The sequence below is a fragment of the Paenibacillus agricola genome, from assembly GCF_011440305.1.
GTDB lineage: Bacteria > Bacillota > Bacilli > Paenibacillales > NBRC-103111 > Paenibacillus_S > Paenibacillus_S agricola.
On the sequence record NZ_JAAOIW010000011.1, the window covers coordinates 1 to 14050 of the forward strand.

General features: G+C 40.5%; 19 protein-coding genes. 9 read left to right on the forward strand and 10 right to left on the reverse strand.

Features of this window, described 5'->3' with window-relative positions; all coding sequences use genetic code 11:
- From G9U52_RS25195 to G9U52_RS25205, 3 genes are all read left to right on the forward strand, one after another.
- On the forward strand, positions 1–268 hold a 268-nt coding region (locus G9U52_RS25195; protein WP_166153432.1), incomplete at its 5' end, for a hypothetical protein.
- Positions 269–494: 226 nt separating this feature from the next.
- The gene (locus G9U52_RS25200; protein ID WP_166153433.1) at positions 495–695 is read left to right on the forward strand and encodes a hypothetical protein; all 201 of its coding nucleotides are present in this window, start codon (positions 495–497) and stop codon (positions 693–695) included.
- Positions 696–1278: 583 nt separating this feature from the next.
- Positions 1279–1695 carry a VOC family protein gene (locus G9U52_RS25205; protein WP_166153434.1) on the forward strand — a complete coding sequence of 139 codons (417 nt, stop codon included), beginning with the start codon at positions 1279–1281 and terminating at the stop codon, positions 1693–1695.
- A 79-nt stretch (positions 1696–1774) separates the two neighbouring features.
- Here the strand turns inward: G9U52_RS25205 and G9U52_RS25210 are convergent, their stop codons facing one another.
- Together G9U52_RS25210 and G9U52_RS25215 are read right to left on the reverse strand one after the other, a co-directional pair.
- Positions 1775–2200 carry an SRPBCC family protein gene (locus G9U52_RS25210; protein ID WP_166153435.1) on the reverse strand — a complete coding sequence of 142 codons (426 nt, stop codon included), beginning with the start codon at positions 2198–2200 and terminating at the stop codon, positions 1775–1777.
- 76 nt (positions 2201–2276) lie between these two features.
- Positions 2277–3029, reverse strand: coding sequence for an RNA polymerase subunit sigma-70 (locus G9U52_RS25215; RefSeq protein ID WP_311764925.1), 753 nt, complete (start codon positions 3027–3029; stop codon positions 2277–2279).
- Positions 3030–3143: 114 nt separating this feature from the next.
- Here G9U52_RS25215 and G9U52_RS25220 point away from each other — a divergent pair, with 114 nt between their 5' ends.
- From G9U52_RS25220 to G9U52_RS25245, 6 genes are all read left to right on the forward strand, one after another.
- Positions 3144–3461, forward strand: coding sequence for an MmcB family DNA repair protein (locus G9U52_RS25220; protein ID WP_166153436.1), 318 nt, complete (start codon positions 3144–3146; stop codon positions 3459–3461).
- Between the two features lie 452 nt (positions 3462–3913).
- Positions 3914–4183, forward strand: a complete 270-nt coding sequence (locus G9U52_RS25225; protein WP_166153437.1) for a hypothetical protein — start codon at positions 3914–3916, stop codon at positions 4181–4183.
- 119 nt (positions 4184–4302) lie between these two features.
- Entirely contained in the window at positions 4303–4899 is a 597-nt protein-coding gene (locus tag G9U52_RS25230) for a hypothetical protein (RefSeq protein WP_166153438.1), read from the forward strand.
- A gap of 398 nt (positions 4900–5297) precedes the next feature.
- On the forward strand, positions 5298–6143 hold the full coding sequence (locus G9U52_RS25235; RefSeq protein ID WP_166153439.1) for a phospholipase D-like domain-containing protein: 846 nt from the start codon (positions 5298–5300) through the stop codon (positions 6141–6143).
- A 1319-nt stretch (positions 6144–7462) separates the two neighbouring features.
- Positions 7463–8446: a tyrosine-type recombinase/integrase gene (locus tag G9U52_RS25240; RefSeq protein WP_166153440.1), complete on the forward strand. Its 984-nt coding sequence runs from the start codon at positions 7463–7465 to the stop codon at positions 8444–8446.
- A 223-nt stretch (positions 8447–8669) separates the two neighbouring features.
- The gene (locus G9U52_RS25245) at positions 8670–8861 is read left to right on the forward strand and encodes a hypothetical protein (RefSeq protein WP_207953186.1); all 192 of its coding nucleotides are present in this window, start codon (positions 8670–8672) and stop codon (positions 8859–8861) included.
- Between the two features lie 48 nt (positions 8862–8909).
- Here the strand turns inward: G9U52_RS25245 and G9U52_RS25250 are convergent, their stop codons facing one another.
- The 8 genes from G9U52_RS25250 to G9U52_RS25285 all read right to left on the reverse strand — a co-directional run bounded on the left by G9U52_RS25250 (position 8910) and on the right by G9U52_RS25285 (position 13919).
- On the reverse strand, positions 8910–9182 hold the full coding sequence (locus G9U52_RS25250) for a YolD-like family protein (RefSeq protein ID WP_207953187.1): 273 nt from the start codon (positions 9180–9182) through the stop codon (positions 8910–8912).
- A gap of 5 nt (positions 9183–9187) precedes the next feature.
- Positions 9188–9670, reverse strand: a complete 483-nt coding sequence (locus tag G9U52_RS25255; protein ID WP_166153441.1) for a YhjD family protein — start codon at positions 9668–9670, stop codon at positions 9188–9190.
- Positions 9671–9672: 2 nt separating this feature from the next.
- Complete coding sequence (locus G9U52_RS25260; protein ID WP_166153442.1) at positions 9673–10143, reverse strand: DinB/UmuC family translesion DNA polymerase; 471 nt, start codon at positions 10141–10143, stop codon at positions 9673–9675.
- A gap of 625 nt (positions 10144–10768) precedes the next feature.
- A complete protein-coding gene (locus G9U52_RS25265; RefSeq protein ID WP_166153443.1) occupies positions 10769–11245 on the reverse strand; it encodes a hypothetical protein in 477 nt (158 codons plus the stop codon).
- Positions 11246–11310: 65 nt separating this feature from the next.
- A complete protein-coding gene (locus G9U52_RS25270; protein WP_166153444.1) occupies positions 11311–12039 on the reverse strand; it encodes a hypothetical protein in 729 nt (242 codons plus the stop codon).
- 64 nt (positions 12040–12103) lie between these two features.
- Positions 12104–13138, reverse strand: coding sequence for a hypothetical protein (locus tag G9U52_RS25275; protein ID WP_166153445.1), 1035 nt, complete (start codon positions 13136–13138; stop codon positions 12104–12106).
- A 9-nt stretch (positions 13139–13147) separates the two neighbouring features.
- A complete protein-coding gene (locus G9U52_RS25280) occupies positions 13148–13519 on the reverse strand; it encodes a hypothetical protein (protein ID WP_166153446.1) in 372 nt (123 codons plus the stop codon).
- Positions 13520–13712: 193 nt separating this feature from the next.
- Positions 13713–13919: a hypothetical protein gene (locus G9U52_RS25285; RefSeq protein WP_166153447.1), complete on the reverse strand. Its 207-nt coding sequence runs from the start codon at positions 13917–13919 to the stop codon at positions 13713–13715.
- Positions 13920–14050 lie beyond the last annotated feature (131 nt).

Here is a 14050-nt window from a genome sequence, read left to right on the forward strand (position 1 = left end):
TTATTTGTTCTTCTTTCCGTCCTATGCCTATATGAATGATGTGTACGAGGCTTTTATGCTTGAAGCAGGGGATGCGCATCTACATGCGCAAACTGGCGCACAAACGCATCTATACAAGCAAACGATCATGCTCCTTCTTGGACGCGATAGCAGGGCGGTGGGCTCCCATGCTGCTCCCGGACACGATAGCAGGGCGGCAGGCTCCCATGCTGCTTCTGGACGCGATAGCAGGGCGGCGGGCTCCCATGCTCCTTCTTGGACGCGATAGCAGGGCGGTGGGCTCCCACGCTAAAAATTCAAAGAAGATAAATTCAGCTGGTATTGCAATACGTATTTTAGTTGCAAATTATTGAATAGTCATTTACGATATTAATGTGAAAACCAAATACGATCAGAACAAGAGAAGGACTCTTGAAAACCGGCCTGCGGAGGGCCTGTTTCCTAGTTCTTCTCTTTTTTTCGTTCGAGAGCTCATATGGAGAGGGGGGATGGTTTTGGAGAAACGGATCCGGATGGATCGGAAGCAGCGAGTTACTTTGGCGTATAGCAATGTCATTGAAATCCATAATTCCTATGAGGAAGCCAAAGCGAGATTGATGGATTTAAAGGGTGATGGGCCTGTTCGAATTCCTTACAGAGTAGAAGTGAATGGTTTTACGCGCCTAATTTACACGCCATTGATTGTGAAATCCTAATTTTTTAGAGTATTGGATCTAAACCTGTTTTGAAAGTAAAGTATAGGGACTGAGTTGAGATCGAATATGCGATCTGCTGTCCCGCCGAATCGTAAATATTGCCGCGGATGGGCGGGATGGATACGCCCTTCGTGATCATGCTTGTCTAGCGTTCCTAGAGACTCGGACCCTCGACGAACTGTAGATAAGCCAAACGTACGATTAGTGAAGAGAACAGGAGAAATGTAAGCATGAAAAAGATATTTAACCTAATACTGAAATGGCGACGGTTTCGAACTTTTTCTTTCGTACTTCGGTTTTATCATTAATTTCCATACCGTTCCTCATTCCGTCACTCGATACCCACCCTTTAACTGTCATATATTCAGACGAATTCCTTTTTAGAGAGGTTCAATCTTTATCCCTGCACAATAAGAATAAGCAACCTTACGGGAATGGCGGGTATCTGAACTCAATACCAAGTTATTTTTCAAAATTTACGCTTCCGAATCCATGAGACCGATGAATTCCCGGATCGGCTGTCGTCTATATAAACGAAGGCATAAATGAACACAAACTAATTTGACGAAGAGGTGTTTTGAAAATGGCATTAACGTCCGCATTCACGAGCTTCAACCTGCCTGTAAAAAACGTAGAACAATCGAGAGCGTTCTTCACCGGACTCGGATTCGAGCTCAACCCGCAATTCCCCGAGAACGAGAATTCGGTAGCCATCGTGATCGGCGACAACCTGCAGGTCATGCTGATCAATCAAGCATTCTTTAATACGCTCACGGAGAAGGAATCCGTCGATACGAGCAAGTATGCGCAGATGACGATCGCATTGGCCTTCGAGAGCCGGGAAAAGGTCGATGAAATCGTGAATACCGCGGTCTCCTTGGGCGGGAAATTGCACGCTGAACCTGAAGATCATGGGTCCATGTATCATTGGGGCTTCGTGGACTTGGACGGCCATCTGTGGGCCATTAACTACATGAACATGGATGCGGCACAAGGTTAAGGCTAACGGAGAGCACGCTCGTACTAGGGTTCAAAAAGAAAGACGCCGGGCATCTTCCCCGGCGTCTTCTTCGCGATGATTAGTTTTGTTCGGTATAGGCTTTGAAATTGTCCATGATCGCTTGCCAGCCTGCTTGCTGGAAATCGACGGGATTGGAGCTTTCCGCGTCGAACGTTTCAATGACCTTCGTCTCATTCCCTTGATCGACGAAAGCAATATCCACTCTTCTTCCGTCTTCCATGGTGTAGCCGATCGCCTCATGCCGATTCACGACATCGTAGACGCCGCCTAAATCAAAGCCCATGCTGCCATCCTTCGCTTCCATCCGTGTCAGAAACTTGCCGCCGACCCGCAGATCGTTTTCGGCTCTCGGCGCATGCCAGTCCTCGGACGCTTGATTCCACTTCGTGATGTGATCCGGCTCGGTCCAATAGCGCCATACCTTCTCGACAGGGGCTTGAATGACGGCTTGCACGGTTACTTTCGTCGGTTGACTCGTTTCCATTTTAAATAGACACCTCTCTCATGATATTCGTCGTTTGGTTATTCTCAATGATATAGACGTAAGCCAATGACGAAATTCATTGGTCAATTCGCTCAGGCAGCCCAAATCGCGAAAATAATGGCGTATGAATGAAGTTTTGAACGTGCAGGATTTGATTTTCTTTGGTTTCGATGACGTGGATGCCCCAGGGTACCAGGCCAGAGCCCTCTTTGCCCGGCATATACTGGGCCAACGCCGGATAACCGCCATTCACCGTAATGGGCACAAATCGCGAACCTTCGCAATGCCAGCGAGTAAGCGAATAGAAGGCGGACAAATCTTCCTTGCCGCGGATCCACATCTCGAAGGGCGGCATTGACATGCAGCCTTCCTCGTGGAACAACGCGACGAGCGCAGCAATATCGAATTGCTCGAAGGCCTCCACATACCGGGACAGCAGCTGCTGCTCCGGTTGAACGTCCATACTGCTGAGCTCATCCGAGCGAAGCTGCGCCCGGTCCATCGTCTCTCGGGCTCTTTGCAAGGCGCTGTTCACCGCTGCCGGCGACATCGCCAACGTTTCCGCGATCTGCTTGGAGGACCATTCAAATACATCCTTCAAAAGGAGTACCGCGCGCTGCCGCGGAGGCAAGGTCTGCAGGAGAGCGATGAAGCACAGTTGAAGGGTATCTCTGCGGACGAGCCGATCCTCCGGATTGCCCCCAAAGTCGGGAGACGGCCAGATCCAGGCAGAGTCCGGCAGCGTGTCGCGCGGCTCGACGATGGCGACGGCCGGGTCGAACAGGTCAACGGGAAGCGAGCGGCGTTTGGATTGTCTCAACTTGTCCAAGCTAATAATTCAATAACCAATAAATTAACCCTTGTCTATACTTTAGAAATATTCGCAATACCTCACGCCAGGACCTGAATACTGGAGCTATCCGGTGAGCTGCAGCAAAAAGCGATGCGCTGGTTATATGACCAAGGTTATGTTGCGGTTTCCGAACTGGTTCTAAATAACGGTCGACGCATGGATGTGATCGGGTTTAACAAAGATAATCAGATTGTCATCATTGAAGTAAAAGTATCCCGAAATGACTTGATTGCGGATGATAAATGGACAAGTTACCTGGATGTCTGTGATTCATTGTATTTTTGTATGCCTCCCTATGTAGCTGATTGGTCTTATGAGAAGAAAGAACTAAAGGAAAAGGCTGTTGCCGGTTTACTTCTCCCATCTAAACGTGGGAAATCGCTTGAAATTGCTGTACTATCAACTTAAACCATTCAGCGAAAAATAGAGAAGAACTAATCTTCCACATTTCGCGCACACTATCAAAGAAGTATATTTTCGGGCACTATAACCGGGAACAAGTGAGATTGCATACCCGTTTGTTATGAAGAAGCTGTTGAGATGGGGTAGTGTTTTTAACAGATTTGTAATCCATGTCGTCCTAGACAACATTTCTGAGGTGAATTGAATAAAGTTTTACTTAACCATATGTCATCAGACCCCCAACATCAGACAGAGCAAAGCAGGTGGGCGTACCAGAATCCTCAGAGAGTTGGACCTTGAAAGAATTAAAAAGGTTACATAATAAATATTACGTAACTTCATTTTGTGTGATGATGACGGTGCAAAGAAAATAATATAGTAGTAGACTATGTTATAGGTAGATAATAACAACATTGCAGATTTGATGGTGAAAAATCAATCACCAGGGGAGTGGTACAATGAAAAGTAAGATTTGTGGACCATGTGCAATTAAGGAAGGAGTAGATTTGGAAACTCGTTATGCCCTGGCCACCGAGCGAGTGCCAGGAACCAGATACGTTTGTTCCATTTGTCATGAAGAACACTTTCTTGCGCTTATTTCAATGCCTTCCAATAGTGTTCAAGAATCTATTACAATTACGGCCAATTCAAACCAGCTAGATGATAAGAAACTCCTTACAGATCCGAAAGCCGTCCAAAAAGTGGAACAAATTAAATTCTTTATTTAATAAAGGCTATAGCTATTTCCGAAGCAACCGAGATCGGACCAAATACTTAAGGTTGTAACATCGGGCTATTATGGAATTAGAGGCGACCTTTACTTGTAGTGGACAAAGGGGAATATTATATGAGTTGGGAAACAACTAATAGAGAAAAATCAGCTTGCGGCTGCGATTTAGGATACGTTCTTAGAGAAACTCGATCGGACGATTGGAACCGTACTGAAGAGAACGCAACTCTTCATTGCATTGAATGCCAAACGAACTTTGTAGCGTATTCATATGATGTACATCGATCAGGCATGACGGAGTCTATACAACGATGGGTAAGAAAAGATGATTATGAGGTCTTTGAACGAACGAAGAGAGAGGGAGACACCATTGAACAGAAAGCACGCACACAGCTTACGGAGTACCTTCGGACTCAATATTTAGATAGGTGGATGTCAATTTTTGAAGAAGTACCTCGTAACAAAAAAGCCGTTTGGACAAAACTTAAACAAATCAATATGATTAACATTAGCTACTCGAATTATTGTAAGCGTACATCAGATCTAGAAGAGGACATCGTCAGTTATGTGTCAACATACTATGTACAGCCACTCTTTAAAGTTCTAATAATTTCTTCTGAACCCATGATTGAATCGATAAACGCACTACCTAATGAAGCTCGACAACGGCATAATGAGGCTAGGGTTGCTATGATGAAGAGATCATTCAGTTAGCACTCCAAATCATAACAAGAGAAGGCGAAATTGCTAAAGCGATGATTGCTTACATATGGCGTAGTAGCTGGTGCTGTTCATTTCAAAAAGTAAGTAGCAATTAATAAGGGAGTGTGGACATGGTGAGTTACAGTTACAAAGTTGAGGAGCAGACGATACGGATGATGAGCCAGACAGGCTGGAAGTGCTGCGGAAGCACGAACGCGAGGCGTCGCGCGCCGGCTGTCCGCGTCGCAGTTCCGGTTATCCAGGAGCGAACTGAGAGGGGAGAGCCGGCGCAGTCCCTCATCTGAACTTAGTCATTTTTAGTATATCGCCATAGATGACAGCCAATTATTATGAATGTAAAATAAAACCAACAGAGCAAATCCAAGAAGTTTGGGGGCTGAGAAAATAAAATGAAGAAAGAAATCCCATTTCACGAAGGTAAAGTGGTATTTTTCAAAGAAGCAAATTTTTGGGGTGAAGTACTTGATCAATGCAAAAAGGAAACAAAAGCAATTTTCATTGCAACTTACAATTTTAATTTTCAGAGTAAATACGAGAAAACTTTTTACAGGGAGCTTTCTAAACTTGCTGACCTTGGGATTGATATAAGTTTACTTTATTCAAAAATGACTTATTCCGAAAAGGACAAGTTAGAAGTTGAAGAAATATTTAAAAATTTCGTTTTGTGTGCTGAGTTAGTTTCTAACCACTCAAAACTCTTTATTGCTGATGATTTTGCCTTTATAGGCTCTGCTAACTTTAGTTTTGGCAGTAATAATAATTATGAGTGCGGCGTCATTTTTACAGATAAAAAAATTATTTCAGAGATAAGAAAATATTACTGTGAAGAATTGCTCGACAAGAGTGAGTTTACAAATGTTCCAGAGGTTTCCGACCCCTTTGATTTTTTTCCAATGATATTGAAAGCTGTTGAAAAATTAGGCAACGTAAAAAGTAAAGAAGAATTATCCAATAATACAGAGAACTTTATAATCGGTGATCTGCGCTTTATTGATGATATAGAGAGATATGTAGAAATACTGGGCTACCCAGTTCCTTCAGAGTTTGACTGGTGGCCAATATATATGAGTATTCATGATGGAACACAGATTTCCGAGACTATTTACCAAGATTTCATGAGTTATATTCGCGTGATACATCCATATTTAATCCAGGTTTCTAACTATGTTAAAGAACAGTATGAGAGTATCGGCAGAAATGAATTAATGAAAAAAATCGGGATTTTGAAAGATTAGCAGTTTCTAAAATACGCTGAACAGTGTTTTTATGTATCAAAGGTTTAAGGTTTCGCGCTGCTGGTTCCAAACAGCGGCTTTTAATTTGCAGAGAACAACGCGGCAGTTGGCCGGGATAATTAGACAGGGGGAAATGTCGGGTGACAAGAACATTGTCTGAATGAAGTCCACGGAAACCGTGGGCTCTTTTAGTTATCGGATCAAGTTCTTGTCAATTGGGGATGACAAGAACTTGATCCGATTCCCGATTGGTGACAAGAACATTGTCTGATTCCCGACAACCTTAGCAGATCGGAGCGACAGGAGTTACATTCGGACACGATGGCGTACACGTATGACGAAGCCGAGCAGATGAACAGTGTTACGTGGTAGTAGGATTTATTGGAAGCGCTGCAGGTAGATGAACAGGATCCCGTTGCTTAGGAATAAGAAAATGCAGGTATCCTTGTCTGGCTGATCCGGAGCGGAATGTGGTTGACCAGCATTGATGCAATGTATCAACAGAGCAAATTATTCCATAATAAAGGATTATCAAAGTAGCTCGATATGTTCCCACGGTGCGCCGCGGCGGCGCTAAAATTAAAAAATTGGGTTGAATTACGTATTGTCTATACGGAATTGGTATGTTAGAATGCGTTTAGTTGGTAAAAGCTATGGTCCATTATGGTTCATAAAGGTCCATAAAAAGAAAAAACAAGCGATGCGCTAACATCACTTGTTTGTTTCTAGCTCGGATCTCCCTTTTACCTAAAATCGTTTTACCGGTTCTATAAGGAATCCACCTGACGTTGCTAGCGAGGGGTAGGGTTCCTTATTTCGTTAATTTAATAATGTGCGTAACTAAAGTAAGAAGGCCAATAAGAAGCGATGAAACGGAGAATATAATTGTTGCCAAATCAAGCAAGCTTAGGGTTATCACATGGATCCACTCCTCATCTATAAGTTGTGGAGATCCATTGAGCTAAAAAGAATTTACCCCAATATATGGTGTTATGTCAATCTCTTAAAAACCCTTTGTCGAATATTTCAATTAACGATATTTTCAAAAAAAGGTTATAATTCGTCGTAATTTGCCGTTTACGGATAAATACGGTTGATTGCCATTCGACAGAAAATAAAAACTGTTAAAAAAATGGGTGAATAGACCTATAATATAATTTGGATGGTGGGCAATGTTGTCGTCCGACAGGAAACGATACATCCGACATTGACGCTTACTTTTTAATTAAATATAATGGAAGCAGGCATTTTCATTTTACTACACAAAATAACAATTTTGTGTAGTAAAATGAAAATTCACAAATGAAAGAGGTGATATTATGACAAATCTACTTAGCATTGATGATCTCATTGATTCCTTCACTATTTATCTTGAGGTGAACAAAAACTATTCTAAGGGCACTGTAGAAGTCTACAATCACACTTTGGTAAGTTTGGCGAATTGGCTGAAGGCAGCCCGGAATGTAATTTATATCGAGAATGTAACAGCAAATGATCTTCAATTATATCTAGGTACTTTACGACATCCGAACATCATAAACAACTCAACATCAAATAAAAAGCATCCAAAAGCGGGAGATTTGTTCGAAGCAACAACAAGAGCACGTATTATATCCGCAATCAAACAATTTTTTAAATGGGCAGTAAGACAACAGTATCTTCAATATGATGTATCACAATACATCGAGAACCCTAAATTAGGTGTAAGACTGCCAAAGAGTCTCTCTTTACAAGATGCAATGAAGTTTGAGCAGGCTGCTGCGCAACGTAAATCCAAAGAACGAGACTATTTGATCACTACAATGTTCTTATTACTTGGTTTAAGGGTATCCGAGCTGGTTAATATTGATCTTCTGCATTTTAACAATGATGAGGGAACTCTAACAATCATTGGAAAAGGGAATAAAGAAAGAAGGCTAGTTATTACACCGAAAATAATCCGAGCCCTTGATAATTATAGACCGATTCGATATGATATTTTAAAAAAACGAAATAAAGTCGATGAATCCGCTCTTTTTATTTCGGAAAAGCGGGGGCAAAGGCTGACACGAAGGTCTATTGAATTAATAATTGAGGAAATTGCAAAAGAAGCTGATGTTCGGGCAAATAATAATAAAGTAACACCCCATAAACTTCGTCATACTTGTGCAACTGTTCTATATAACGATGGTGAAGGAGCTGATCTATTGGCCATTGCTGAGCTTTTAGGGCATTCTGATCCTAAGACAACAACTATCTATACGAAGATAAATACAGAGAAAATGCGGAAAATTGTCTCGTCTAATCCATTAGAATCAACCTAATTCGACTTTCTTGAATTATCATGTGATGAGAGCTGCTTTATAACTTTATTTTCTTTACAGTAATTCAAGACTAACTGTCACCGCAATGCTGTCTCCAGAGAGAATATAACAAATGAAATGTTTTATAACAACTAGGGCACTACCTGGCTTCTCATCTCCTCTAGGGACTCCAGCCCGATCTACCCGGCGGTATTTGTGAAGATCATAGATAAGGAGCATATATATGATTATTGAACGATATGCCTTGTTAGAAAAAAATCGGACGATGGTTACGTTTGAGAAAAATGGAAAATACTACGGTCATATCCTGAAAGATGCAACTGACAAAAAGCCGGCTATGATCGTATTTGAAACACCCAAGTTTAATTCACTGGATGAACTAAAAGTCGAATATCCGCCTTTACAAAGTGAATAACCAACTAATCTATATAGCTACAATCCGGTTCAGAAAAAGCCCAAGGGATTACGCCCCTGGGCTTTCTACTTTCCAAATATCCAAGAACGGCACTTTTGTTACATCTCCATACCTGCTGATATGAACTGTTCTAGTTCGGGCATCCATCTCCCTGATCCGCCCTCTTACTTGCTCTGTCTGCCCCCAGACAGTTAATAGCACTTCTTGATCCTCCTGTTTCGCTTCTACTAACTTTTCGCTTAACTCTTCCAGTTCAAATTCATCCCGTGTTGGTCTTTTAGCAATTGAATTCTTTCCAATGGTTTTAGCTAGTTTGGCCATTTCAATCACTCCTTCATATTGTTTAACAAAGCTTTTACGTAGTTGCCCATCATAACACTGATCTTAGCTTTAACTACATCCCTCATTATCGCGAATGGGTACTCATAACCCCGACATATAAACTTGTAATTGAGATCCTCATCGGGACGGATGTCTTCAAAAACCCTTATTTTCCTAGCCTTGAGCTCATTTTTATTTTTTACCATTTCAGTATGAATACGATGCATCAGTATCTGAGTCGCAGCTATGTAATATCGTCTGAGCATATTGGTAGATACTTCGAATTCTTTCCCATTCTTCTCTATCATGGTCAGCATCATCGGTAGAAGGATTGAATTGAGAATCATCTCATGTTCCTCGGCGGTTGGCTTCTGCACCTGGACAACTTCCGGTGCTGGATCATGTCTTTTTATTAATGCCTCTTTATGCTGCGGTAACATCATTCTTGACGACTCCCAGCGACCGTTGCCTTCGAGTTTTTTGCTCATTTTTAGATACCTCCAATTTTAAGAGCTCTACGCTGTGCTTGCCCCGCGGCACCGAAGGATGAAACTCTGGCAATTGCTGCGCTGCCGAATCGATCCTTGATGTAGTCTATCGCCTTTTCCATTGTTCGCTGCCTTTCCTGGTCTTCTAACATTGTGATTTGATATTCTGCGTCCTCCACTAACCAGCTGATCGTCACGCCAGCTCTACGCACCGGCATGCCGTCCCAAAACTGATAAAACAACTTACGGGCAGCCTCGTATACCGTGTTTGTGATATTCGTTGGATCTGGCATGATCATCTGCCTTGAGAAACCTGTAGGAGCATCGAACGGACTACACATACACCCCACGGTTACGGTAGATTCCATATAGCGCTCACGCTCAGCAGTAGTGACTCCATACGATTTAGCCCCAGCCACTACAACCGGTCTATCCTTGTATTCTAGCATTATGACTGATTGCTTATTCTTCATCGGACCAGCTCCTTAAATGGTTGTATTATATTTCCAGAATATTTTCATTTATAAATGTCCTGAGTTCTTTATTTGCAAAGCATTGTATGCACTTTTTGAGATTGTTTCCCTAAACACCTTCACGAACATTCATTCTTATTATACCCAATATACAGAACAAATGTTCTAATTTCTATAGGTATTTATTAGGTTATTATTTATACGGAGAGGTATTGGGATAAAATCATTATAAATAAGGGATTAGGTAGCGATTTGTGAGCTGCTGCTGCATGTACCACTGCTTTCTTGACGCTGATCGATGCCCGTCCGCATCCGGAAGAAACTGATGCAGAAAATAAAGCATTAGACTGCTTGAGCCGGCGGCATGCGCTCTCTTAATCAAAAACTTCATTATGTCCGAACATGAGATCTCCTTGAATTACTTACTTATTGTATATATTTAATAAAAGGCAGCCCAAACTTGGTTAAAGTTTTGGACTGCCTTTTTTTTAGGTATTTTCTGATTTTATGGCGTTACAATGGTGTTCAATGCTAGTGAAGTAATCTGCACTTATCCAACTCGTTTTCGCTCCGTTGTACCATTGAACACGAATGTCCCCATTCATTTTGTCAAATTGATTGCGTTTCACTGAAAGGTAATGCTATTTTGAGAAGGATCATAATTGAGCTTGTAACCGCCTAACTCATAAACAAACCGCAAGGGAAAATACCCTTTTTGCAGTTCCGTCTTTATTGTATCGGTCAGTCCTTGTGCCGCTCCTTCGAGATCAATATAATTGCGATTGCCTGTCGAAATCGTGACCTCATTGTGACTACCATTGTTAATTACTACTTTTGATGTATTTATTTCTTCTCTATAAGACCATTTATCAACAAGCGGTAATGCATTGTCTGTTAAAATGTAGAGAGAATCTCCAACCATTTTGCACCGGATTGAAACACCTGTAATGTAATCATTATTATACAGAGTTACTGTATGATTTTCGTTGACGCCGGATAAAACAATCTTCGTTTCCTTGTGGTCGGTCGCGATTGCCGAACCAGCAAAGGAGACCGAAAGAAACAGCAGAGCCATTAGCAAAGAAATTGATTTCACTTTCATTAGTAAATCCCCCTAATTTTTTTAGTGTAATTCTTATCGCCAAGCTTCAAAGAAAAAGCTATTGTCTACTTCTGGAGCAACTCTGTTTCTATCAGTACTTGCGCGCTGTATTCGGTCCTATATATGCCCACTTGTTGTCCTAATTGATATTTGCTGGAATTATCGTTATGGATAACCTCCGCATTATTTTTGAAATGTATTGTGTATTCTAATATCATTACGGGCTCTTTAAAATCAATATCTATAATAACTGAATAATTATCACTCGTTTTAATTTTGGTTCGTGTGTCAGCAGCTGATTTCACTTCTATATACTGTATCGGTAGATTTAGTTTCATGGTAGATAATTGTGTAGTGGGATCAATAATCTCCTCAGATTTGAATTGATCAAAATTCAGATTTATCTGATTAGTTAAATTGTGTGTCGGTATCACCAATGACCCTGAAAAATTTACATCACCAAATACCTCTTTTGGGATAAAAGTAATATTTTCTTGAATATTTGTTTTTCTTAAATCCAGTTTTGCTTTCAATTCTTCTGAGTAGACACTTTCCAAAACAGTGGGAAGGATTAGTTTATGGCCAAAACCTTCTCTGTCATATACACGTTGATATACTGAATTATTTACTGAACGATGAGCAGCTGCTCGATAAACTGCATCATACACTGAAGTATTTACAATGCCCGAGTTGTCAGCTTCGACAACACTATTATTAAAAAATAGGGATAGTAGAAAGATGAAAAAAACAGCTTTAGTAATCAAATCCTTCATATCTTTTTTAATACCGCTCATTATTGAGATCCTCCTGATTTTCCGCTAACTCCACTTCCACCCCTACCCCTACCCCTACCCAATCTTAAAATTTTATCAGCTCTCGATTTCCTTTATTTATCAACAATGCTTCACCTGGATTAAGGTATTCTCGGATCTGCGGATCAGTAGATTCATGGGAGCCGAATGCCAATACATAGGGGAACATCGGGGATAATTGTTTATAGTAACTTTCAAAAATTCGATGAAATTCAATGGTCATAATAATGACGTTAATATTTTCTTCATTTGCCTGCGACACCCATTTCATAAATTGCAAAAGATCTAATTCAAATAGAATAGGCTCGCCATTGAACACAATATAATCATAGCCTGTTATAGGATCTGAATTCAGTAAATCTGTCAAAAGGCTTATCAATAAGTTATAATAATGCTCATTGTATCGAGTTGGGAACGTGACGCAGGTAATCCCTGGTGAAGTCACTTCTATCTCGAAATCTTGTATAGGAATGGTTCGCCCCCCCATTTTTCTTGTATACATATTAAATTCCCCGTATGTATCAATAATTAGAATACTCCCTCCCTTTATCAGGAGAGAATTTATCAAATCCATCAATACGAATGTCCTCTCGCTACTAATGTCACCAACAACCAAAAGATTGCTTTTCAGAACTTCGGTTCGAGGATGCAGCATTATTGCCTCGCTCATTCCTTCATTAATTGCTATCAAATTATTTTCCATTCTTTTTAGGTTATCGTTTTGAACGAGCTTAACATAGTCGCCGCCATTATTACCTTTTAGGTACATAACATTAGCGTTAAGGTTCTCGCCTCTTTTAGCTATCTCTCCATTCGCCGTAGCTAACGCTTTTTCGGTCTTCTCTAACCTCTTTAGGAGATAGGATATATCTGATTGGGAGTTATTAATAAAATTTAAATCTTCTTCAATACCCTCATATACACCTGAAATTGATATCAAGGTATCACCTAGATAGCTACACTCATCGTCACCGTCAAAGACTAGATTACGTTCCGAAACAGCAGCTTGTCGTAGTTTAATCTCTGAGATACGTTTATCTACAATCGGAGTTAGTTTAACTAATTTTGTCTGTTTTTCCACGTTATCTACCTACCTTAATATGAAATTATACAGCTTGTTAGTTAAGTCTTCGCTGTTTTCATAGACAATAAAATCGTCAGAAATGACTTTATAAGAAGATGAAGGTTTCTTTGATATATGATGTACGACGACTATCTTAATATTTAGTAGACTAGCCCAACCTAATTCTATTCCAGAACCTGTAGACGGATAACTTGCTTCGGCTATAACGAGAGCGCAGGAGTTCTTAAAGTACCTTAGAGTATCAAATTGTTCTGCTGAATCCTTATGCGGTAGTACAATCTCTTTTATATTAGGGATCAGTGAAGTTAATTGAACTAGAGGGTTATAAAATTCCTCTTTAAAGTCAAAAGAGTTAGAATGAGTTGCGTATATATGCATTTGGATAAACCTCTCCTTATGTAACTATAATTAGTTATTTAATTAGATTTTCAATTTCGTCGTCAGTATAATCGGTGGTGCCGTCGTCTTCAACGTCTTCCGGTAATTCAAGATGTTACGTAGCCTTATAGGGTCATAGGAGAACGATCAATCATTTAAAATTTAGATTATTCGGATTTTATGGTGGAATTGATTACATGAAGGTATTTGTTTGATAATCTTCTCTTACTACTCTCATTTTTAAAAGCGATTTTACATGAGCAATTTTATATTTTCTTCCAGAAACCTTAGCAAAATTATTCGCTGATTGCAGAGCGATCGCGTTAGCCAATTCATCTGAATCTGCTTCAATAATAGCTATATCAGATGACCAGTATCTCGTTCTTTTCCAAAATAACATCCTCCTTATTTCGTATATCTCCATAACTAAAACGTACATTTTTAAACACCTCGCATTTACATGTGATGATATCCATTTTCTTGAAATAATGATTTATGTGGACGTTAACAATCACCACATAATCCGAAGAT